Annotated in this window: 17 protein-coding genes and 1 pseudogene; 8 read left to right on the top strand and 10 right to left on the bottom strand. The window is 76.6% G+C overall.

Annotation, left to right across the window (positions count from 1 at the left end):
- Together AB0L29_RS33340 and AB0L29_RS33335 are read left to right on the top strand one after the other, a co-directional pair.
- A pseudogene (locus AB0L29_RS33340) lies at window positions 1-172 on the top strand (cytochrome ubiquinol oxidase subunit I); the annotation flags it as partial.
- On the top strand, window positions 169-543 hold the full coding sequence (locus AB0L29_RS33335; protein WP_365832716.1) for a hypothetical protein: 375 nt from the start codon (window positions 169-171) through the stop codon (window positions 541-543). The pseudogene AB0L29_RS33340 and the gene AB0L29_RS33335, both read left to right, overlap by 4 nt.
- A gap of 340 nt (window positions 544-883) precedes the next feature.
- On the opposite strand, the gene AB0L29_RS33330 is transcribed toward AB0L29_RS33335, so the two are convergent.
- The 4 genes from AB0L29_RS33330 to AB0L29_RS33315 all read right to left on the bottom strand — a co-directional run bounded on the left by AB0L29_RS33330 (window position 884) and on the right by AB0L29_RS33315 (window position 6024).
- Window positions 884-2035, bottom strand: a complete 1152-nt coding sequence (locus AB0L29_RS33330; protein ID WP_365832714.1) for an XdhC/CoxI family protein — start codon at window positions 2033-2035, stop codon at window positions 884-886.
- A 133-nt stretch (window positions 2036-2168) separates the two neighbouring features.
- A complete protein-coding gene (locus AB0L29_RS33325; protein WP_365832712.1) occupies window positions 2169-4556 on the bottom strand; it encodes a molybdopterin cofactor-binding domain-containing protein in 2388 nt (795 codons plus the stop codon).
- A 2-nt stretch (window positions 4557-4558) separates the two neighbouring features.
- Entirely contained in the window at window positions 4559-5134 is a 576-nt protein-coding gene (locus tag AB0L29_RS33320; protein ID WP_365832710.1) for a (2Fe-2S)-binding protein, read from the bottom strand.
- Window positions 5134-6024: an FAD binding domain-containing protein gene (locus AB0L29_RS33315; RefSeq protein ID WP_365832708.1), complete on the bottom strand. Its 891-nt coding sequence runs from the start codon at window positions 6022-6024 to the stop codon at window positions 5134-5136. Before AB0L29_RS33315 ends, AB0L29_RS33320 begins: the two co-directional genes overlap by 1 nt.
- A 373-nt stretch (window positions 6025-6397) precedes the next feature.
- On the opposite strand from AB0L29_RS33315, the gene AB0L29_RS33310 reads away from it, so the two are divergent.
- Window positions 6398-8113 carry a PucR family transcriptional regulator ligand-binding domain-containing protein gene (locus AB0L29_RS33310; protein ID WP_365832706.1) on the top strand — a complete coding sequence of 572 codons (1716 nt, stop codon included), beginning with the start codon at window positions 6398-6400 and terminating at the stop codon, window positions 8111-8113.
- A gap of 144 nt (window positions 8114-8257) precedes the next feature.
- The gene (locus tag AB0L29_RS33305) at window positions 8258-9016 is read left to right on the top strand and encodes a hypothetical protein (protein ID WP_365832704.1); all 759 of its coding nucleotides are present in this window, start codon (window positions 8258-8260) and stop codon (window positions 9014-9016) included.
- A gap of 213 nt (window positions 9017-9229) precedes the next feature.
- On the opposite strand, the gene AB0L29_RS33300 is transcribed toward AB0L29_RS33305, so the two are convergent.
- Window positions 9230-10048 (bottom strand): GntR family transcriptional regulator, encoded by an 819-nt coding sequence (locus tag AB0L29_RS33300; protein WP_365832722.1) that lies wholly within the window; start codon window positions 10046-10048, stop codon window positions 9230-9232.
- A gap of 204 nt (window positions 10049-10252) precedes the next feature.
- Here AB0L29_RS33300 and AB0L29_RS33295 point away from each other — a divergent pair, with 204 nt between their 5' ends.
- Entirely contained in the window at window positions 10253-11107 is an 855-nt protein-coding gene (locus AB0L29_RS33295; protein WP_365832702.1) for a (2Fe-2S)-binding protein, read from the top strand.
- Window positions 11108-11505: 398 nt separating this feature from the next.
- The gene (locus AB0L29_RS33290) at window positions 11506-12549 is read left to right on the top strand and encodes a DUF2637 domain-containing protein (protein ID WP_365832700.1); all 1044 of its coding nucleotides are present in this window, start codon (window positions 11506-11508) and stop codon (window positions 12547-12549) included.
- A gap of 76 nt (window positions 12550-12625) precedes the next feature.
- On the opposite strand, the gene AB0L29_RS33285 is transcribed toward AB0L29_RS33290, so the two are convergent.
- Together AB0L29_RS33285 and AB0L29_RS33280 are read right to left on the bottom strand one after the other, a co-directional pair.
- On the bottom strand, window positions 12626-13078 hold the full coding sequence (locus tag AB0L29_RS33285) for an ATP-binding protein (RefSeq protein WP_365832698.1): 453 nt from the start codon (window positions 13076-13078) through the stop codon (window positions 12626-12628).
- A 463-nt stretch (window positions 13079-13541) separates the two neighbouring features.
- Window positions 13542-15218 carry a protein phosphatase 2C domain-containing protein gene (locus AB0L29_RS33280; protein WP_365832696.1) on the bottom strand — a complete coding sequence of 559 codons (1677 nt, stop codon included), beginning with the start codon at window positions 15216-15218 and terminating at the stop codon, window positions 13542-13544.
- Window positions 15219-15867: 649 nt separating this feature from the next.
- On the opposite strand from AB0L29_RS33280, the gene AB0L29_RS33275 reads away from it, so the two are divergent.
- Complete coding sequence (locus AB0L29_RS33275) at window positions 15868-16350, top strand: DUF456 domain-containing protein (protein WP_365832694.1); 483 nt, start codon at window positions 15868-15870, stop codon at window positions 16348-16350.
- Window positions 16351-16384: 34 nt separating this feature from the next.
- Here the strand turns inward: AB0L29_RS33275 and AB0L29_RS33270 are convergent, their stop codons facing one another.
- The gene (locus AB0L29_RS33270) at window positions 16385-17911 is read right to left on the bottom strand and encodes an alpha/beta fold hydrolase (protein ID WP_365832692.1); all 1527 of its coding nucleotides are present in this window, start codon (window positions 17909-17911) and stop codon (window positions 16385-16387) included.
- A 95-nt stretch (window positions 17912-18006) separates the two neighbouring features.
- Here AB0L29_RS33270 and AB0L29_RS33265 point away from each other — a divergent pair, with 95 nt between their 5' ends.
- The gene (locus AB0L29_RS33265; RefSeq protein WP_365832720.1) at window positions 18007-18966 is read left to right on the top strand and encodes a MerR family transcriptional regulator; all 960 of its coding nucleotides are present in this window, start codon (window positions 18007-18009) and stop codon (window positions 18964-18966) included.
- A gap of 88 nt (window positions 18967-19054) precedes the next feature.
- On the opposite strand, the gene AB0L29_RS33260 is transcribed toward AB0L29_RS33265, so the two are convergent.
- Together AB0L29_RS33260 and AB0L29_RS33255 are read right to left on the bottom strand one after the other, a co-directional pair.
- Window positions 19055-19555 carry a methylated-DNA--[protein]-cysteine S-methyltransferase gene (locus AB0L29_RS33260; RefSeq protein ID WP_365832691.1) on the bottom strand — a complete coding sequence of 167 codons (501 nt, stop codon included), beginning with the start codon at window positions 19553-19555 and terminating at the stop codon, window positions 19055-19057.
- On the bottom strand, window positions 19555-20955 hold the full coding sequence (locus AB0L29_RS33255; protein ID WP_365832718.1) for an AlkA N-terminal domain-containing protein: 1401 nt from the start codon (window positions 20953-20955) through the stop codon (window positions 19555-19557). Before AB0L29_RS33255 ends, AB0L29_RS33260 begins: the two co-directional genes overlap by 1 nt.
- Window positions 20956-21012: the final 57 nt, after the last annotated feature.

Here is a 21012-nt window from a genome sequence, read left to right as displayed (position 1 = left end):
GGCCACCAGCTGCCCGCCCCCACGCCACAACTTCACCACCCTGCCCAAGATCCGCTCCGAATCCCCCGCCTTCGACCTCCACCACCCCGACGTGGCCCAGTGGGACGAGAAGGAGAACGTCGGCAAGCGCGACGTCATCGACGCCGCGGGCCACGAGAGCGACCGCTCGTGACCCGCGGCCGGGGTGGCCGGGCGTGGGCCGGCGACGCCTCGGCCCTGGCGGCCGAGGCAGAGGGATACCTCCTGGCCCGTGCCCACCACGACGCCGCGTACCGCGAGGCCCGGGCCCTGTGCGCGAAGCTGCCCTGGCTGACCACCGCCCAGGCCGAGGAGGTCACCCGGTGCTACGTCGAGCAGCGGATCGAGCTGGCCCGGCAGACCCTGCGCGCGACGGTCCGGCGCGCCGACGAACTGCGCCAGGAGTACGAGGCCCGCTACCGCCTGCTGCGGCGCGCCCTGCTCCGGCGCCACGCCGCCGGCGCCGCGGCGTTCCTGGCCTGCGCCACGGCCGCCGGCGCCGCGGTGTCCGTGGTGGCGCGTTAGGGCCTGTCGTCGAACTCCCGCCTGCCCCGCGACGCCCTGCACGCCCCCTCGCCGCACCGGGCGCGGACCCGAGTACATCCCGTACGAGGGCCCGCGCCCGGCACGCCGGGAGCACGCACCCGACGCCGCGGGGCCCACCCTCCGGGCGGACGACGAGAATTCGACGACAGGCCCTGGACATCTGCACATGTCGCCCTGCCGGGCCGGGCTCCGACGGCGGCGGGGCGGGGCGCGCCGAGGCCGCGCCCCCGGAACGATCCGGCCGTGCGCCGGGGTCCGGGACCGGGGCGACCCGGAAAAGACGGGCCCGGGGGGCCGGGCGGTCCCCGGCGACCGTCGCTCAGGCCACCGGGCCGGTCCGCCCGGCCGGCGCGGACGCCGTGTCGTGGTGGATCGGCAGGTGCGCGCCGGTCAGTGGCATCCCGCTGCCGCCGCGCCGGTCGGCGACGATCTGGGCGGCGATGGACAGGGCCGTCTCCTCGGGCGTCCGGGCGCCGAGGTCGAGGCCGATCGGGGAGCGCAGGCGCGCCAGTTCCCGGCCGGTGACGCCGGCCTCCCGCAGCCGCTCGTCGCGGTCCAGATGGGTGCGGCGGGAGCCCATCGCGCCGACGTACGCGACCGGGAGGCGCAGCGCCAGCTCGAGCAGGGGGACGTCGAACTTGGCGTCGTGGGTCAGGACGCACAGGACCGTGCGGGCGTCCACCTCGGTCCGCTCCAGGTACCGGTGCGGCCACTCGACGACGATCTCGTCGGCCTCGGGGAAGCGGGCCCTGGTCGCGAAGACGGGGCGCGCGTCGCAGACCGTGACGTGGTGGCCGAGGAACTTGCCGACGCGCACCAGCGCCGACGCGAAGTCGACCGCCCCGAAGACGATCATGCGGGGCGGCGGGACCGAGGACTCGACCAGGAGCGTGAGCGGCGCTCCGCAGCGCGAGCCCCGCTCGCCGATCTCCAGGGTGCCGGTGCGGCCCGCGTCCAGGAAGGCGTGCGCCTGCGCCGCGACGGTGAGGTCCAGTTCGGGACGGGCGCCGAAGCCGCCGTCGTGGGAGCCGTCGGGGCGCACCGCGAGCGCCCGGCCCACCAGGTCCGCAGGTCCCTTCGCGATCCGTGCCACCGCCACGGCCCCGCCGCGCGCGGCGGCGGCCAGCGCGGTGGCGAGGACCGGGCGGACGGCGTCCGCCGCCCGCACCGGGGTGACCAGGACGTCGATGGCGCCGCCGCAGGTCAGGCCGGCGGCGAAGGCGTCCTCGTCGCTGTGGCCGAAGCGCTGCAGGACGGTTTCGCCGTCCTGCAGCGCCTGCCGGCACAGCTCGTACACCGCGCCCTCCACGCAGCCGCCGGAGACCGAGCCGACCGCCGTGCCGTCGGCGTCCACCGCGAGCGCGGCGCCGGGCCGGCGGGGCGCGCTGCCGTCGACGGCCACCACGGTGGCCACGGCGAAGTCACGGCCCTGCCCGACCCACCGGTTCAGCTCCTCGGCGATGTCCAGCATCTGTCTCGGCCTCCTCGGGCAGCGGTCGGGGTGCCGCGGCCGCACGCCCCGGGGGGACGGCCCGGGACGGACGACGCGAGCACTTCGGGCGGCGCGGAGTGCGTGACGTTCCGTGCGCCGCCCGCAAGGGCTGTCACGCGGTCCCGGTCAGATGCTCCGGCCGGACCGGCGTCCTGTTCAGCTCCAGGCCCGTCGCGTCCCGGATCGCCGCGAGGACGGCCGGGGTCGACGACAGGGTGGGGGCCTCGCCGACGCCGCGCAGCCCGTAGGGGGCGTGGTGGTCGGCGAGTTCGAGCACGTCGACCGGGATGGTGGGCGTGTCGAGGATGGTGGGGATGAGGTAGTCCGTGAAGGAGGGGTTCCGCACCTTCGCGGTCTCCGGGTCGACGACGATCTCCTCCATGACCGCCACACCCAGGCCCTGGACCGTGCCGCCCTGGATCTGGCCGACGACCGACAGCGGGTTGAGCGCCTTGCCGACGTCCTGCGCGCAGGCCAGCTCGACGACCTTCACCAGGCCGAGCTCGGTGTCGACCTCGACGACGGCGCGGTGCGCGGCGAAGGAGTACTGGACGTGGCCGTTGCCCTGCCCGGTGCGCAGGTCGAAGGCCTCGGTCGGCCGGTGCCGCCACTCCTCCTCGGCCTCCACCGCCTCGTCGCCGAGCACGTCGGCCAGGCGGGCGAGGACCTCGCCGCCGGCGGTGACGACCTTGCCGCCCTCCAGCAGCAGCTCGGCCGTCGCCCAGGCGGGGTGGTGGGAGCCGAACCTGCGGCGCCCGATCTCCAGCACCCTCTCCCGCACGATCTCGCAGGCGTTCTTCACGGCGCCACCGGTGACGTACGTCTGCCGGGAGGCGGAGGTCGAACCCGCCGACCCCACCCGGGTGTCCGCCGGGTGGATGGTGACCCGGGCGACGCCCAGCTCGGTGCGGGCGATCTGCGCGTGGACGGTGACACCGCCCTGGCCGACCTCCGCCATGGCCGTGTGCACGGTGGCGACGGGCTCGCCGCCCACGACCTCCATGCGCACCCTGGCCGTGGAGTAGTCGTCGAAACCCTCGGAAAAACCGACGTTCTTGATGCCGACCGCGTAGCCGACCCCGCGGACGACGCCCTCGCCGTGCGTGGTGTTGGACAGACCGCCCGGCAACTGCCGCACGTCGGCGCCCTCGCTGGACTCCCACTGCCGCTCCGGCGGCATCGGCATGGCCTTGACGCGGCGCAGCAGTTCGGCGACCGGGGCCGGGGAGTCGACCGGCTGCCCGGTCGGCATGATCGTGCCCTGTTCCATCGCGTTGAGCTGCCGGAACTCCACCGGGTCCATGCCGAGCCGCTTGGCCAGCTTGTCCATCTGCGCCTCGTAGGCGAAGCACGCCTGGACCGCGCCGAAGCCGCGCATGGCGCCGCAGGGCGGGTTGTTGGTGTAGAGGGCGAGGGCCTCGATGTCGACGTTGTCGACGGCGTACGGGCCGACGGACAGGGAGGCGGCGTTGCCGACGACGGCCGGGGAGGCGGAGGCGTAGGCGCCGCCGTCCAGGACGATCCGGCACGTCAGGTGGGTGAGCCTGCCGTCCCTGGTCGCGCCGTGCTCGTAGGACAGCTTCGCGGGGTGGCGGTGGACGTGCCCGAAGAAGGACTCGAAGCGGTTGTAGACGATCTTGACGGGCTTGCCGGTGCGCAGTGCCAGCAGGCAGGCGTGGATCTGCATCGACAGGTCCTCGCGCCCCCCGAACGCGCCGCCGACGCCGGCCAGCGTCATGCGCACCTTGTCCTCGGGCAGGCCGAGCACGGGCGCGATCTGGCGCAGGTCGGAGTGGAGCCACTGGGTGGCGATGTAGAGGTGGACGCCGCCGTCCTCCTCGGGAACGGCGAGGCCGGACTCGGGGCCGAGGAAGGCCTGGTCCTGCATGCCGAAGGTGTACTCGCCCTCGACGATCACGTCGGCCCGCTTCCTGGCCTCGGCCACGTCGCCGCGGACGATGGGCTGGCGGTGCACGATGTTCGGGTGCGGGACGTGGCCGGCGTGGTGGTCGTCGCGGTCGTCGTGGACGAGGATCGCGTCCGGCGCGGTGGCGGAGGCCTCGTCGGTGACGACGGGCAGCTCCCGGTACTCCACCTTGATCCTGGCGGCGGCGCGGCGGGCGGTCTCCGGGTGGTCGGCGGCGACGATGGCGACGGGTTCGCCGTGGTGGCGTACCTTGCCGTGCGCGAGGGCGGGGGTGTCCCGGATCTCCAGGCCGTAGTTCTTCACCTCGGCCGGCAGGTCGTCGTACGTCATGACGGCGTACACGCCCGGCGTGGCGAGGGCCTCGCCCGTGTCGAGGGAGACGATCTCGGCGTGGGCGACGGGGGAGCGCAGGATCTGGCCCCAGAGCATGTCCTCGTGCCACAGGTCGGACGAGTACGCGAACTCGCCGGTGACCTTGAGGATGCCGTCCGGGCGGAGCGTGGACTCGCCGATGCCGCCCTTGGTCGGCGAGCCCTGGGTGATCCTGGTGGGGGTTCCGTCGGGGGAGGACACGGTCAGACCGCCTCTCCCTGCCGGGCGGCCGCCAGGCGGACCGCGTCCATGATCTTCTCGTAGCCGGTGCAGCGGCACAGGTTCCCCGACAGCGCCTCGCGGACGTCCGCGTCGCTCGGGCTCGGGTTGCGCTCCAGCATCTCGTCGACGGCGACCAGCAGGCCGGGCGTGCAGAAGCCGCACTGGACGGCGCCGGCGTCGATGAAGGCCTGCTGGACCGGGGAGAGCCCGCCGCCCCCGCCGGCGTGGGAGTCCTGCGGCCCGGCCGCCCCGTGCCCGGCCTCCTCGGGCGGGGTGCCGCCGCCGGCCCCCCTGTCGCGCGACCGCCGCCGGGCGTACTCCGCCAGGCCCTCGACAGTGATGACCTCGCGGCCCTGCGCCTGGCCGGCGGCGACCAGGCAGGCGCACACGGGCACGCCGTCCAGCCGGACCGTGCACGATCCGCACTCGCCCTGCTCGCAGGCGTTCTTCGACCCCGGCAGGCCGAGCCGCTCCCTGAGCACGTACAGCAGGGACTCGCCCTCCCACACGTCGTCGGCTTCCTGCGGACGTCCGTTGACGGTGAAGTTGACGCGCATCACGCGGCTCCCTTCGAGGCGCGGCGGGCGCCGCGGTACGACTCCCAGGCCCAGGTCAGCGTGCGGCGGGCCATGACGCCCACCGCGTGGCGCCGGTAGCCGGCGGTGCCCCGGACGTCGTCGATCGGGTCGCAGGAGGCGGAGCACAGGTCCGCGAACCGCTCGGCGACCGACGGGGTGATGGTCTTCCCGTTGTCCCAGAAGCCGCCCTCCTCCAGTGCGGCGTTCAGGAATTCCTCGGCGGCCCCGGCCCGGACGGGGGTCGGGGCGGCCGAGCCGATGCCGGTGCGGACGGTCCGGGTGCGCGGGTGCAGCGCCAGCCCGAAGGCGCACACGGCGATGACCATGGCGTTGCGCGTGCCGACCTTGGAGAACTGCTGCGGGCCGTCGGCCTTCCTCACGTGCACGGCCCGGATCAGCTCGTCGGGCGCGAGGGCGTTGCGCTTCACCCCCAGGTAGAACTCGTCGATCGGGATCAGGCGCTTGCCGCGCACCGACTCGGCCTCCACCTCGGCGCCCGCGGCGAGCAGGGCCGGGTGGGCGTCGCCGGCCGGGGAGGCGGTGCCGAGGTTGCCGCCGACGCCGCCGCGGTTGCGGATCTGCGGGGAGGCGACCGTGTGCGAGGCGAGGGCCAGTCCCGGCAGCTCGGCGCGCAGGTCCGCCATGATCCTGGCGTACGGCACGGAGGCGCCCAGCCGTACGCTCTCCTCGCCGGCCTCCCACTCGTAGAGGTCCTCGACGCGGTTCAGGTCCATGAGGTGCTCGGGCCGGCGGTGATCGAAGTTGATCTCGACCATCACGTCGGTGCCACCCGCAATCGGCACAGCGTCGGGGTGCTCGGCCTTCGCGGCGAGCGCCTCCTCCCAGCTGGCGGGGCGAAGGAAGTCCATGACCGGCTCTCTTCTTCGTCTCGTGGGTCGTACGGATCGAGCCGATCCGTATGCGGCGGGTCCGGCTCTTCCCTGTGCTGTTGACGCGGAGGGGAGCCAGTACACAGGGATGTGCTCCACCGGGGTCAGTCACCGAAGCCATGAAGGAATTGGCTGGCCACGAAGGACATCTTGTAGATTCGTATGAACGGAGGTTCTCAGCAGCCTCCTCGTTTTCCTGTGGAAACGCGCGACACGGCCGCGTGCCCGGGAACACAGCCGGGGCACAGCCCGGGAGACGGCGAGCACCGCTCGCCGGCCCGCCGAACGGGCCCTCACCCACGGCCCCTCCAGATCCATCGTAGTTTTCGAGACGAAGAACGGCGGCGACGAGATGCGGCTGCGCGCACTGCTGGACACCGACGCGCTGGGCCTCAGGCTCCTCGGCGGTGGGGACGAACTGGACCGCACCGTCCGGGGCGTCATGACCACCGACCTCCGGGACCCCAGCCGCTATCTGTCGGGCGGGGAGCTGGTGCTCACGGGGCTGGCCTGGCGCCGGGACGCCGCCGACTCCGAGCCCTTCGTGCGGATCCTGACGCAGGCCGGCGTGGCCGCCCTGGCGGTCGGCGAGGCCGAGCTGGGCGACATCCCGGACGACCTGGTCGCGGCCTGTGCCCGCCACCGCCTGCCGCTGTTCGCCGTGCACGAGTCGGTGGCGTTCGCGACCATCACCGAGCACGTCGTGCGGCAGGTCTCCGGTGAGCGCGCCGGGGACCTGGCGGCCGTCGTGGACCGGCACCGGCGGATGATGACGTCGGGTCCGGCGGGCGGCGGCCCGGACGTGGTCCTGGACCTGCTCGGCTCCGACCTGGACCTGCGGGCCTGGGTCCTGTCCCCGACCGGACGGCTCGTCGCGGGCCCGAAGGCCACGGGCGCCGCCCTCCCCGCCGACCTGTGCGCGAAGCTGGCGGCCGAACACCTGGCGGCCACCCGCACGGGCCGCCGCGGCCCGCACCGGGTGATCGTGGGCACCACCACCTACTCCCTCTTCCCCGTCCGCTCCGGCGGCCGCTCCCCGCAGTCCTCGCAGTCCGCGCGGGACGTGCGCGAGACGATGCTGTCCGACTGGCTGCTGGCCGTCGAGGCGGACGCCGGGGACTGGGCCGAGGAACGGCTCGACCTGCTGCACGGCGTCACCCAGCTGATCGCGGTCGAACGCGACCGCCGGGACGCCGCCCGCACGGTCCGCCGCCGCCTCGCCCAGGAGGTCCTGGAACTGGTCCAGGCGGGCGCGGCCCCCGCCGAGATCGCCGCCCGCCTGCGGGTGGCCGCCCCGGTCCTCCTGCCCGGGCTGGGCGCCGCCCCGCACTGGCAGGTGGTCGTGGCCCGCGTCGACTGGGACGGCGACGGCGTCGAGGGCGGCCCGGTCGCCCAGGCACTGCTGGAGGAGATCCTGGTCGCCCCTTCCCCGGCCGCCGCGGGCGGCGGGGGCCACCCCCACTCCGCCGGCCCCGAGTCCTCCGACCGCATCGCCGTGGCCCACACCGGGGGCGAGGCCGTCGCGCTCGTCCCGCTCCCCGCGGTCTCCGCCGAGCACGACGGCTCCGAGGCCGGCGTCCTCGCCGACGCGCTCCTGGAGACGGTCCGCGGCCCGCTCACGGCCGGCCTGGGCGACGAGGGGCGGGTCACCCTGGGCGTCAGCGCGGCCGTGCACTCGGCGGAGGGCCTGCGCGGCGCCCTGGAGGAGGCCCGCCACGCCCGCCGGGTGGCGGCGGCCCGCCCCGGCCCGGTGTGCGCGGCCGGCCACCAGGAACTGGCCTCGCACGTCCTGCTGCTGCCCTTCGTCCCGGACGACGTGCGCCGCGCCTTCACCGCCCGCCTCCTGGACCCGCTGCGCGACTACGACCGCCGCCACCGCGCCGAGCTCATCCCGACCCTGGAGGCCTTCCTCGACTGCGACGGCTCCTGGACGCGCTGCGCGGCCCGCCTCCACCTGCACGTCAACACGCTGCGCTACCGGGTCGGCCGGATCGAGCAGCTGACGGGCCGTGACCTGTCCCGCCTCGAGGACAAGCTCGACTTCTTCCTGGCGCTGCGGATGGGCTGAGGCTCCGTGGGACCGCGGAGTCCCACGACTTTGTGAAATCCTTCACCCACCCTCTTGGCCGGGCCGGGCGATTCGTGCTGAGATGCGGCCACCACTCAACAGCTCGACGGCGTGCTCGGGGAGGGCAACGTGGCGCATACCGCCATGTCTGGTAACGGAACGACCGCCGGTGACGATCCCCTCCAGACCGCGGTATGGCGGCTGCGCTCGCGCGCCTGCTGGGCCGACGCGGCGGCCCTGCTGGTGCCGGCCAGCCCGGCGGCCGCGCTGCAGCGTGCCGCCCTGCTGGTGGAGCGGTGCCTGTACACCGAGCAGGGCTGGGAGGAGGCCGAGGACGCGCTGCGCACCGCGGAGGCGCTGGCCCACAGCGACGACGAACGGGGCGCGGCCGCCTGTGAACGCGGGTACCTGGCGTACGCCGCGACGCTCCTGACGGTGCGCGACCGCGCCGACGAGGCGCGCGCCGCGCTCGGCCGCGCCGCGGCCCTGATCCCGCCGGGCTCCCCCGGCCGGGCCCTGCTGGACTTCCGCCGGGGCCTGCTCGCCGAGAACCTGGCCCGCTCCCCCCAGGCCGCCCGTGCCGCGTACCGCCGCGCCCACGCGGGCGCCACCGCCCAGTCCGACGCCCTGCTGATGTCCTTCACCTGGCGGCACCTGGCCGGACTGGCCCTGCGGGACGGCGAGTTGGCGGAGGCCCGGCACGGTTTCACCGAGTCCCTGCGGATCCGCGAGGAGCTGGGCTACCTGGTGGGCACGGCCCCGGCGCTGGTGTCCCTGGCGGACGCGGAGGTGGAGCCGGAGGCGTCCCGTCTGCGGGAGGAGGCACGGCGGCTGTTCCGCCTGCTGGGCGGTGTGCCCACCTGGCTCTCCCGCCGGCTGGCCCCGCCGGCGGCGACGGCGTGAGGCTCCGCGCCGGACGGCCGGGGTCCCGGCGCCGCGGCTGAGGGCGCCCGCGCCACCGAGCCGAACGGCCCGCCCCGCCGCACCGCGGCCCGGGCCGGGGCGTGCGTACCCGCCGGGGCGGAACGGACGCGACCAACCGCAGGGCTTGCGCGCCCGCCCGCCGGCTCCGCACGGACGGCCGCGGGCAGGCGCCCCCGGCAACACGTCGGCACGTCAGCACGCGCCCGCGAAGTGCTCCCCCACCAGCGCCCGCACCACGTCCAGGTCCCCCGCGATCAGCGCGTCCAGCAACGCCGTGTGCTCGTGCGCGTCGGCCACCAGTTCCGCCGCCCGGGCGCGCGCCGCCCCGGGCCCACCGCCCACCAGCGGCCACTGCGCGCGCCGGTGCAGGTCCTCGGCGATCCGGACGAGCTGCGCGTTGCCGGAGAGCGACAGCACCGCCCGGTGGAAGGCGCGGTCGCACTCGGCGTACGTCGCCCGGCACCCGGACGACGCCGCGCGCACCGTCGCCTCGGCGAGCGGCCGCAGCTCGGCCCACCGCTCCGCCGGCACCGTACGGGCGAGCCGCAGCATCACCGGCACCTCGATCAGCGCCCGCACCTCCGCCAGCTCCGCCAGCTCCCGCGCCCCGCGCTCGACCACGCGGAACCCGCGGTTCGGCACGACCTCGACGGCCCCTTCCAGCGTCAGCTGCTGCATGGCCTCCCGCACCGGCGTCGCGGACACCCCGAACCGCTCGGCTAGCACCGGCGCCGAGTACACCTCACCGGGCCGCAGCTCGCCCGTCACCAGTGCGGTCCGCAGCGCGTCGAGGATCTGCCCCCGCACGGAGGACCGCTGCACGGCGGGGCGCGGCGGGGCCGGCTCACCGTGCGTGTGCTCGCCCCGCGCGGCACCGGCCGCGCGGGCCCCCCTCTCCCGGCCCGCGTCCGCGTCCCGGCCCGCGTCCACCGCGCCGGGCTGCGCCGGCACCCGCGCCCGGCTGCCGCGCCCGCCTCCCGGCAGACCCCGCGCACCCCGGCCCCCGGGAATCGCCGCCCCGGCGGAGCCCTGGGTGTCCTGCTTCACGGGGTCCTCCTCCGGACGTGTCGGTACTTGGGGTCATTACGGCGGGTTGTCGTTCAGCCGTCAAGCACCCTAAGCGCCCGGGCCGTCAGTTCAAATCCCGACGATCTTGGGTAAGGTAAGGCTTGCCTCAAGCAGCCGGGTTCGACCAGACGTGGAGGGGTGGTCCGCATGCCTGCGCTCCGTTCGGCCGTCACGGCGGCGTACGCCCGCCTCAACGAGGCCTTCCCGGGGCTGGCCGTCACCGAGCTGGGCGCGGGCGAGGAGCTCCCCAGGGGCGGCGGCTGGATCTCCGCCGCCCAGCTCGCCGCAGGCGGGGCCGCCTTGGACGCGTTCCTGGACTGGGACGACGCGCAGGTGCTGCGGGACTACGGGCAGCGGGCCCGCCCGGACGTGATTGCGAGTTTCGGGCTGCACCGGTACGCCTGGCCCGCCTGCCTGCTGATCACCGTGCCGTGGTTCCTGCACCGCCGCGTGCCGCGCTACCCCGTGACGCACGTCTCGTACGACCGCACGGCCCCCGGCCTGGCCGTCGGCCGCATGGCCGTCCGCCCGGCCGGCTTCGCCTGCCTGCCCGGCGACCCGGCCGCCGCGCTGCCCGGCGCGCGCGTGGTCCCGGACGAGGAGGCGCTGCGGGCGGAGGTGCGCGCCGCGGTCGCCGAGCACCTCGAACCCGTCCTCGCCGGTTTCGGGCCGCGCATGCGGCGCCGCGGCCGGGCCCTGTGGGGCATGGCGACCGACGAGGTCGTCGAAGGGCTGTGGTACGTCGCCCGGCTGCTCGGCGGCGGCGAGGAGCGGCGCGCGGCACACGAACTGGAGCTGCTGCTGCCGGGCACGGCCAAGCCCTACGTCGGCGCGGTGGCCTTCCGCGAGCTGACCGGGCCGGACGAGGCCCCGGTGCGGACCAGGGACCGGGTGAGCTGCTGCATGTTCTACACGCTGCGTCCCGAGGACACCTGCGCCACCTGCCCGCGCACCTGCGCCGCCGGCCGGGGCGCCGAAGTGGCGGTCGCGGCCGCCGGCTGAGGCCCCCGGGCGCCCCGCCCGTCCGGGCGGCCCCGGGAACCGCCCGGGTGCGCCCGCCCCCGGACCGTCCCGCGACGACGGCGGGCACAGCCTCGGCGACCCCCGGTGCGCCCGCCCCCGGACCGTCCCCTAAGATCACCGCGAGAAGGACTCCCGCGCGGCCGCAGGTGATTCACAACTTCCTCACGCACCACCGGAAGTTTCCGTGGAACCGCCCGTCCGGGTAGTCTTATTCGAACTCAACTCCCGCCCCTCAAGCGGCAGTTCGAGCAGAACGCCGTCCTGGGCATCCCCTTGCACCTCCTTGGCGGCCTCTTGCCCCGAAACCCCCTGAGGTCCGGCGGGATTGGGCCACCATGGCGGGCGTTACGCCCTATCCCAATGCAAGGGACCCCCAGATGAGACTGACCGACATATCGCTGAACTGGCTGCTTCCGGGCGCCGTGCTGCTCCTGGGCATGCTGGCGGCGGTGGCGGTGCTCGCGCGCGGCAAGCGCTCCTCGGTCAAGGACACGAGCGCCGACGATTCGTGGGAGCGCGCCGAAGAGCGCCGCAGGCGCAAGGAGGCCATATACGGCACCGTCTCCTACGTCCTCCTCTTCTGCTGCGCGGCCGTCGCCGCCGCGCTCTCCTTCCACGGCCTGGTCGGCTTCGGCGAGCAGAACCTCGGCCTGTCCGGCGGCTGGCAGTACCTGGTGCCGTTCGGCCTGGACGGCGCGGCGATGTTCTGCTCCGTGCTGGCGGTGCGCGAGGCGAGCCACGGCGACGCGGCGCTCGGCTCCCGGATACTCGTGTGGACCTTCGCTTTCGCCGCGGCCTGGTTCAACTGGGTGCACGCGCCCAGGGGCGTGGGCCACGACGGCGCTCCGCACTTCTTCGCCGGCATGTCGCTGTCCGCGGCGGTGCTCTTCGACCGCGCGCTGAAGCAGACCCGCCGGGCCGCCCTGCGCGAACAGGGCCTGGTGCCCAGGCCGCTGCCGCAGATCCGCGTCGTGCGCTGGCTGCGGGCGCCCCGCGAGACGTACCGGGCCTGGTCGCTGATGCTCCTGGAGGGCGTCCGCAGCCTCGACGAGGCGGTCGAGGAGGTGCGCGAGGACAAGCGCCAGAAGGAGGAGGCCCGGCGCCGGCGCCGTGAGCAGGAGCGCGTGGAGCGGGCCCAGCTGAAGGCGATCAGCCGTGGCCACCGCGGCTTCGTCGGCCGCGGCGGCGGACGCCAGGTCGAGGTGCAGCCCGTGGAGCGCGGCTCCGAACTGGTCCCCGCGGAGCCTGCCATATCCGGGCCGGAGCAGCTGCCCGCCCGCACGCGTCCCTCCCTGCAGCCCGTGCGCAGCGGTTCTGACCCGGTCACCGTCGACCTCACCGCGGAGGACGACACCATGGCCCTGCCGCGCCTGGACTCCCTGGAGCGCAAGCTCAAGGACCTGGAGCAGCAGTTCGGTTAGGGACCGGCGCGACGGGACCCGGGCGCACGGGACGGGGCGCGGCTCGAAGCGAGCCGCGCCCCGTCCCGTCGCCGTTTCACGCGGCGTTCGCGTCGAGTTCGAACCAGACCGCCTTCCCCACCCCGTGCGCCCGGATCCCCCAGGCGTCCGCGAGGGACTGCACCAGGACCAGGCCCCGGCCGTGCGTACCGTCGCCGGCGTCCGGTAAGCGGACCCTGGGCCTGCGGGCCACGAAGTCCCGCACCTCCACACGCAGTCCGCGGGGTCCGACGGTGGCCGTGAGCACCGCGTCGTCATCGGTGTGGACGAGCGCGTTGGTGACGAGTTCGCTGGTGAGCAGTTCCGCTATCTCCGATCGCCCCGGCTTCCCCCAGTGCCCGAGCAGTTCCCGCAACGCCCTGCGGGCCTCGGGCACCGCCCGCAGGTCCGCCCGCCCGAGCCGGCGCCTCAACTGGGACGCCGGCACCGGATCGGTGCCGCTGTCGGTCCTGTCCTCCACCGTTTCCGCCGAGGAGGCCCTGATCGTCATGGGACCGCCTCCTCGTGCCTGCCTCTTCATGACCCCCGCCTGCGTGCCGATGTCGGTTCCCCTCCTGCTCGAACACGTTCACGGGGATCCTTGCCCGATCGGGCATCCGGCAGTCATGTCGGATCCCCGACGACCGGGTGTTCGGCCACCCGTACGGCGCTCGCGGCCCGGGCGGGGGTACGGCGGGGGGTGGCGCCACCGGCCGGGGCGAGCGGGTACTCCTGGTGCCGGAGGCGGCGGTGGTCCACGGGACGGCGGACGGCTCCGGAGGGCCGCGCTCCTGCGGACCCCTGCGTGCGGGGCCGGATCCCGTCCGCCGGGAACCGGCCCGCCCGCCGGGGCCGGTCCGCCGGTCCCGGCGGGCTCGGAGAAGGACCGCAGCTGCCGGGTACCGTCCGTGACGGGCGGTCAAGTTGGCCGAACTTCGACGGTCGCGCACGCCCTTCCCGGAACGCCCGCGGGGTCAGGCCTCCCACACGGCGGCCGCCGTACGGTCGTCCGCGTACCCCTTGACCCGCACCTGGGTGTCGGCGAGGAACGCGGCGAGCCCGGGCGGTTCGGACCCGGACCACCGCTGCGCCAGGTACGCGCACAGCTCCGGTTCGCCGTGCAGCGGCTCGGCGAGGCCCGCGCTGCACATCAGGAGTACGTCGCCGGGGCGGGCGACGGAGGCGCGGAAGCGGAAGGGTTCGGGGGGCGGCTGCGGGGCGGGTTCGTACGGGCTGGGCGGCGTGGGGATGCCCAGGTCCATGGTGAGCCGGTCGCCCCCGGGGGTTTCGGCGGGCGGTGAGCCGAAGCCCACGACGGGCTCGCCGGTGACCTCGGTGACCTGCGGCTCGATGTCCTGCCACCGGTCGTCGCGCAGCCGGAACAGGCCGCCCGCGCCGACGCCGAAGAAGACACGCGTACGGCACTCGGGGTCGGCGGGCAGGAGGAGGCAGCGCAGGGTGACCGGGTACTCCTGCGGCCGCAGGCCCTGTTCGACGGCGCCCGCGCGGAGCCTGCCGAGGGTGCGGCCGGTGAGGCGGTGCAGGCCGGACTTGAGGTCGCCGCGCCGGGCGGCCCTGATGTCCTCGACGAGCCTCGGGTGGCTGCGGCCCACCGCCCGGCCGATCCACCGGCAGGCCTCGGCGGCCGCGCGGTGCGCCCCCGGCGCGGCCCTGGCCCCGGTCGCCATCGCGACCAGCACCAGCGCCTGTTCGCCCGTGCCGAACCGGGCGGTGAGCAGCGCGTCGCGACGCGGTTCCCCGCGGTAGCGCGCCGAGTCCCCGCGCACGGAGGCGGCGCGCAGGGCGCAGGCCCCGTACCGGGCGCCGTCGAGCACGGTGTCCGCGACCAGGTCGTCCAGGTGGTCGGGGTCGGCGGGCGGAAGCGCGGTGGGTTCGGCGTCGTAGGTGGGCGGGCGGGAGCCGACGTAGGAGCGGGGCGGGGCGGCGGGGCGGGCGGGCACGGCGCCGGCCGGCGGCACGGGGCGGTCCCGGCCGTCGCCGCGGGCGGGCGGGGCCGCGGGGGGCGACGGGGGCGACGGCGGGGTGCCGGGCGGCAGCCAGGAGGCGGGGACGGTGGGAGCGGGGGGTTCCGCCGGGACGGGGGGCGGCGGGGCCGTGGGACTCCCGGTCGCCGCGGCCGTACGGTCCCGGGGCGGCGGTTCGCCGTGCCCGGGCGGCTCCTGCCCCGAGGGCTCGTACCGCGGCGGCGCCTGCCCCGCCGGACGCCGGATCGGTGACCTCCGCTCACCTGGGCTGCGCTCAACTGGGCTGCGCTCCGACGGACTTCGCCCTGGCGGCTCCTGCCCCGCCGGGCCCCGGTCCGCCGGGAAGGTCACCGGACCGGCGGGACCGGGGGGCGGTGGCTCCCAGGGGGCGCGCGGCGGGGGACCGGCCGGGCGCGGGGCGTCGGTGCCGGCGCGCTGTGCCGGAACCTGGCCGTGGGGGCCGGCGGCGGGCCGGTCGGCCACGGCTCCCGGGGCGGCTCCCGGAGCCGGCCGGTCGCGGTCGTCCAGTGCCCCGGAGGCCGACGCGAAACGGTCGTCCAGGGAATCGGCCGCGGGCGCCGGGCCCGTGTCGCCGGTGGAGTCGTCGTACAACTGCCCCCACCAGTCGTCCTCGTGACCGGTGGGCCTTCCCCCCTGCTGGCTCATGCCGCCAATTGTCCACCGCGCGGGCCCGATGGACACGGTGCATCGGGAAAAACCGCCGCGCCCCCGCGCGCGGGGGCGGCGTGCCGGGTGAGCCGTGAAACGGTCGCGCGACGGGTGCCGCCGGGCCCGCTCCCCCTTCCGGCCGGGCACGTCGTGAGCCCGGCCGGCCCCCGCCCCGGCGGGGCGGCGGGCGGTACGGCGACGGCGTGCCGGGGCGGGTTCGCGCCGCGGCCGTCTCCCGTCCCGCCACGGGCGTTCACCCGCGGGTCCGGCCCGCGGGGAGGGGCGGCGCCCGGCGCCGGGGGTGCCGTCCGGCCGTCCCGGTGCCGCCGCCTGCCCACCGCGCAGCGGGCCGCCCGGTGAGGCGCTCCCCCAGCCCCTCAGCGCCGCCCGAGCCGGAGGGTGCCCGTGTCCGGTCCGCCGGAGCCTGCGTCGGCCCGTCCCGGGCCGTCCGGGCCGGGGCGGCGGGACGCGCTGCCGCTGCGGCGTCACCGGGCGGGAGCCAGGCAGGAGCCGGACGGGGTGACGGCACGGCCCCGGCGGGGCGGCGGGCGTACGCGCGGGGCCGGGTGCCGCGGAACCGGCCCCGCGCGGGCGCGGGGCCGTTCGCTGCTTCGCGGGCCGGGCCGCGCTCCGGCACCCTGGACAGATGGGAGCGTGGGACCTCCTGCCGGTCGGTCTGGTGATCCTGCTCGGCCTGGTCGGAGTGCTGCTGCCCAGGGTGCCCGGGTCACCGCTGGTGTGGGCCGCGGTCCTGTGGTGGGCGCTGCGGGACCCGCGGCCCGCCGCCTGGTGGGTGCTCGTGGGCGCCACGGCCGCGCTGCTGCTCTCCCAGGCCGCGCGCTGGGCCCTGCCGCCGCGGCGGCTGCGGGCGACCGGCACCACCCGCCGCATGCTGGCGTACGCGGGCACGGGCGCGGTCCTCGGTTTCTTCCTGATCCCCGTGGCCGGTGCGGTACCCGGTTTCGTGGCCGGCCTCTACGTCTGCGAACGCCTGCGCCTGGGCCGCCACGGCGCGGCGGCAGCGGCCGTGCGCACGGTGCTGCGCGCGGGCGGCTGGAGCGTGCTGGTGGAGCTGTTCGCCTGCCTGCTGATCGCGGGGGCGTGGCTGGGGGCGGTGCTCCTCGCCTGACCCGGCCGCGCCCCCGGTCCGGGGTGCGGCCGGGTCAGGCCGTCAGACGCGCCAGCACCGAGCGCATCGCGCGGCGCACGGCCTCGCGCGACTCGTCGGTCGGGTCGAGGGTCTCGAAGCCGTGGCGGCCGTGCGGCACGTCGACCACCTCGACGTCCGCCGCGCAGCGCCCGGCCGCGGCCAGGAACTCCTCGACCGTGGCGGCGATCTCGGGGGTCTCCAGGCCGGCCCGGGTGAGCACGACGGGCAGGGCGCCCGCCCCGGCCACCGCGTCCGCCGGGCGGAAGCGGTGGCCGGTCAGCCCCCAGTTCGGCAGGGGCGCCAGGATCGGGTAGGTGGCGGCCAGGCAGCGCAGCCACGCCGGGGGCGCCGCCAGCCAGTCCGCCGCGAGCAGCCCGCCGCCCGAGAAGAACCACAGCGCGACCCGGTCGGGGTCCACCCGCGGATGGTCCCGCACCAGCTCCACCGCGGCGGCCACGTCGGCGGCTGCCCGCCCGTAGTGGGTCACGTCGTGCAGACGGTGGTCGAGGGTCACGCCCACCACCCCCTGCCCGGCCGCGTACCGGGCGTATCCCACCAGGGTCGGCCAGTCCCGCGGGGTGGGCCGGGTCCCGGCGGGCACCGGGCCGCCGTGCACGAACACCACCGCCGGCCGGGGGTCCCCGGTCCCGGGCAGGTGGAGGTCGACGTGGTCGCGCCGTTCGCGCGGGCACTCGGGAACCTCCAGCAGGAACGGCCGCAGGTGCGCGGGCGGTCCCGCCTGCCCGGCCGGTGTCAGCCGGTGCCCCTCGCCGGCCGCGGCCCGCAGCAGCACGCCGGCCAGGTCGGCGGGGCGGGACAGCATCGGCCAGTGCCCGGTGGGCAGTTCGAAGAAGGTCACCGAGGGGCCGGCCAGGGCCTGCAGGGCGGGGTCGCCGAAGTCCACCAGCTTCTGGACCATCTCGATGCTCACTCCGTTGCCGGTGCACAGCACGCCGGTGGTGGGCACCGCGGCCGCCGCGCCGGTCAGCCGCAGCGGCTGCAGCAGGGTGCCCAGCGGCTGCGGCGCGGCGAGGGCGGTGAGCCGGTCCAGCGCCGCGTCGGACACCTCGGCGGTGCTGCCCCAGCGCTGCCAGGCGTCACGGTCCGCGGGCGGCGCCAGCTCCCCGTCGGTCCTCCCGGGGGCGGCGCACCCGGCCAGCCGCGCGCGCAGTTCCTGGTCGGGTATCGCGGCCAGGGCCGGGACGCCGTCCCGCGGCATCCCCGCGTCGAGGTGGACGACGCGCGCGACGCGCTCCGCCCGGCGGTCGGCGGCGCCCAGCACCGGGTGGATGCCGTAGTCGTGGCCGACCAGCACCACGTCCCGGCCGGGCGCCGCCGCGGCCACCGCGTCGATCGTCCCCACCACGTCCGCGATGTGGGTCTCCAGGTCGACGCGGGACCCCGTGGCGGGGCGGGACGCGTCGAGTCCGGTGAGGGCGGCCGTGTGCGCCTCGGCGCCCGCCGCGGCCAGTCGCGCGGCCGTCTCCTGCCAGACGTGGGCACCGGTGAACACGCCGGACACCAGGATGAATGCGGTCATGACCCTCTCCTCGAGCGCGCCGTCGTCCGCGGGCCGGCCCTGCGCCCGGCCCGCGCTCGCCGGTACCGTAGGAACTCCCCCTGAGGGAGGTTCAACTGTCCGTGTCGCACGACGGCCTGTGGGGCATCGGCGAGCTCGCCGAGCACGCGGGCGTCACCGTCAAGACCGTCCGCTTCTACTCCGACCGCGGTCTGCTGCCGGAGGCCTCCCGCAGCGCCGGCGGGCACCGCCGCTACGGTCCCGGCGCGCTGGACCGGCTGCGTCTGATCCGATCCCTGCGCGCCCTGGACCTGCCGGTTTCCGAGGTGCGCCGCATCCTCGACGAGGAGGACCGCGGGGGCGGGGCGGACGCGGGGAGCGCGCTGGAGGACGCCGTCGCCGGGCGGCTGCGCGCACTCGGCTCCGAGCTCGGGGCGCTGCGCTGGCGCGAGGCGGCGCTGCGGCTGGTGCGGGACTGCCCGCCCGCGGAGCGGGCCGACCGGCTGCTCCTGGTCGGCGCGGTGCCGGCCCCGCCGAGCACGGACCCGCTGGCGCGTTTCTGGCGCGCCTGGCTGCCGCCGAGGATGCCGGCCCGGTCGGTCGCCGCGTTCCTGGAGGTGGCGGTCCCACAGCCGCCCGGCGACCCGGACCCGGCGCAGGTGCTCGCCTTCGCCCGGCTGCACGCGCTGACGACCCGCCCGTGCCCGGGTGCCGTCCGGCCCCAGCCCGAGGCGCACCGGCGCGCGGGGGCCCGCGGGGCGGCCGTGCTGTACACGGGTCTGGCCGAGGCCTACGAGCTGGCGGGCGTCCAGCTGCGCCGGGACCGCGAGCCGCGTCCCGGTGAGGCGCTGGACGGCTTCGTGGCCGCGTACGCGAGCGCGTACGGCACGCGGGACACCCCGGACTTCCGCCGTGTGCTGGCCGGGCAGCTCGCGGCCGACCCGCGGCTCGACCGGTACTGGGAACTCGTGGCCGAGCTGGTCACCCCGCCGGGCGGCCGGCCGGAGCCGACCCCCGGTTCGGCGCACGACTGGCTGCTGGCGGCCCTGGCCGCTCAGGCCGCCGCGGCGGCCTGAGCGGGCGGCGGTCTGAGCGGGCGGCGGTCTGAGCGGGCGGCGGCCGGGAACGGACGGGCGCGCCCGGCAGCGCCCGGTCAGCGCCCGGTCAGCGCTCGGGAGGGATGCCCGGGAGCACGCCTTCGAGCCGCAGCAGCCGCACCTTGCGCTCCAGCCCGCCCGCGTACCCGGTCAGCGAGCCGTCGGCGCCGATCACCCGGTGGCAGGGGCGGACGATCAGCAGCGGGTTGGCGCCGAGGGCGCCGCCGACGGCCCGTACGGCGGCCCTGGGCGCTCCGACGCGGGCGGCGAGCTCCCCGTAGGTCACCGTCGCGCCGTAGGGGACGGAGTCCAGGGCGGCCCACACCTTCTCGCGGAAGGCGGTGCCGTCGGTGCGCCACGCCAGCCGGAACTCCTTCAGCTCCCCGGCGAAGTAGGCGGCGAGCTGCTCCGCGGCCTCGCGGAAGGGTCCGGGGTCGCGCCGCCAGTCCTCCCGCACCGTGCGGCCGCCCTTCTGCCCGGGCACGGAGACGGAGGTGAGCGCACCGGCCGGGTCGGCGGTCAGCAGGAGGGGGCCCAGCGGGCTGTCGACGGTGGTCCAGAGGGTCATCACCACTCCTCTTCCCCTGCCGCGCGCAGGTGGTGCAGGGCGTACGAGCGCCAGGGGCGCCAGCTGTCGGGGACGTCGGCGCCGGGCGGGGCCACGTCGGGGTCGCCGAGGGCGCGGGCGCGGATCTCGGCGACCGTACGGGCGTCCAGGCCGGGTACGGCGAGCAGGGCGTCCCGCGCGTCGTCCCGGTCGGCGCCCGGGTCCAGGCGTACGGCGCCGTCGGCGAGGGCGGCGGCGAGCGCGCCCAGGGTGCCGCCGGGCTCGGCCTCGGCGAGGACGGCGGATTCGGGGAACAGGTGGGTGAGACCGCCGCAGGGGGCGTCGAGGACCTTGCCGTAGCGCCGGACGAGCTGTCCGGCCCGCGTGCGGCCCACCAGCGCGCGCACCGCCCGTTCCTCCGGGTCGGCGGCGCCCGGCGAGCGCAGTCCGGGCCGGGCGGCGACCAGCGGGGCGAGCCGGGGGTCGGTGCCGAGGCGCTCGTCGACGGCGTACGGGTCGGCGTCGAGGTCGAACAGCCGCCGCAGCCGCTGGACGGCGGTGGTCAGGTCGCGGAGGTCGGTCAGGTGCAGCCGGGCGTCGAGCCAGCCGCCCGGGTGGGCGCCGGAGCCGGAGCCCGGGGCGCCGGGCCGCTCGCCGACGGCGGCGATGCCGGTGCCGTACGGCAGGCGCAGGGTGCGCCGGTAGGTGCGGGCGCCCGGTGGGCCGCTCACCTCCTCGATGCCGGGTACCGCCTCGCTCTCCAGCAGGTCGAAGACGTATTCGGCCTGGTAGGGGCCGCGGTGGGCGAGCCGCAGCGGGATCCCGGCGGTCGGGGCGGCCGCGCGTCGGGCCGCCCGGCCGCCGCGGGGGGCGGCCGCGCGCAGCTCGCTCGGGGTCGCCGCGTAGACGGCGCGGATCGTGTCGTTGAACTGCCGTACGCTGGCGAACCCCGACGCGAAGGCGATCTCCGTGACGGGCAGCGCGGTGGTCTGCAGCAGGACGCGCGCGGTGTGCGCCCGCTGGGCCCGGGCGAGCGCGACGGGACCGGCGCCGAGCTCGGCGGTGAGCTGCCGCTGGACCTGCCGGGGGCTGTAGCCGAGCCGTGCGGCGAGCCCGGCGACGCCCTCGCGGTCGACGACCCCGTCGGCGATGAGGCGCATGGCGCGGCCCACCACGTCGGCGCGGACGTTCCAGGCGGCGGAGCCGGGCACGGCGTCCGGGCGGCACCGCCGGCAGGCGCGGAAGCCGTGCGCCTGCGCGGCGGCGGCCGTGGGGAAGAACCGCACGTTGCGGCGCTTCGGGGTGACCGCCGGGCAGCTGGGACGGCAGTAGATGCCGGTCGTCTCGACGGCGAAGAAGAACTCGCCGTCGAAACGCGCGTCCCTGCTGCGTACGGCCTCGTACCTGGGGTCCTCGTCCATCACGGGTCCAGTCTGCGCCGTGCCCGGGGACGGGGCTGGCGGAAATCGGACAGGGAG

Source organism: Streptomyces sp. NPDC052701 (genome assembly GCF_040678355.1).
Lineage (GTDB): Bacteria > Actinomycetota > Actinomycetes > Streptomycetales > Streptomycetaceae > Streptomyces.
Note: the sequence above shows the minus strand (reverse complement) of the source record. Positions and strands in the feature narration are given on the sequence as shown.

Coding starts and splice junctions, on each gene's coding strand:
- AB0L29_RS33260 (WP_365832691.1), bottom strand. CDS start 19,555: ATGACCCTCTGGACCACCGTCGACAGCCCGCTGGGCCCCCTCCTGCTG.
- AB0L29_RS33255 (WP_365832718.1), bottom strand. CDS start 20,955: ATGGACGAGGACCCCAGGTACGAGGCCGTACGCAGCAGGGACGCGCGT.
- AB0L29_RS33280 (WP_365832696.1), bottom strand. CDS start 15,218: ATGAGCCAGCAGGGGGGAAGGCCCACCGGTCACGAGGACGACTGGTGG.
- AB0L29_RS33290 (WP_365832700.1), top strand. CDS start 11,506: ATGAGACTGACCGACATATCGCTGAACTGGCTGCTTCCGGGCGCCGTG.
- AB0L29_RS33330 (WP_365832714.1), bottom strand. CDS start 2,035: ATGCTGGACATCGCCGAGGAGCTGAACCGGTGGGTCGGGCAGGGCCGT.
- AB0L29_RS33315 (WP_365832708.1), bottom strand. CDS start 6,024: ATGGACTTCCTTCGCCCCGCCAGCTGGGAGGAGGCGCTCGCCGCGAAG.
- AB0L29_RS33285 (WP_365832698.1), bottom strand. CDS start 13,078: ATGACGATCAGGGCCTCCTCGGCGGAAACGGTGGAGGACAGGACCGAC.
- AB0L29_RS33295 (WP_365832702.1), top strand. CDS start 10,253: ATGCCTGCGCTCCGTTCGGCCGTCACGGCGGCGTACGCCCGCCTCAAC.
- AB0L29_RS33310 (WP_365832706.1), top strand. CDS start 6,398: ATGCGGCTGCGCGCACTGCTGGACACCGACGCGCTGGGCCTCAGGCTC.
- AB0L29_RS33320 (WP_365832710.1), bottom strand. CDS start 5,134: ATGCGCGTCAACTTCACCGTCAACGGACGTCCGCAGGAAGCCGACGAC.
- AB0L29_RS33275 (WP_365832694.1), top strand. CDS start 15,868: ATGGGAGCGTGGGACCTCCTGCCGGTCGGTCTGGTGATCCTGCTCGGC.
- AB0L29_RS33305 (WP_365832704.1), top strand. CDS start 8,258: ATGTCTGGTAACGGAACGACCGCCGGTGACGATCCCCTCCAGACCGCG.
- AB0L29_RS33270 (WP_365832692.1), bottom strand. CDS start 17,911: ATGACCGCATTCATCCTGGTGTCCGGCGTGTTCACCGGTGCCCACGTC.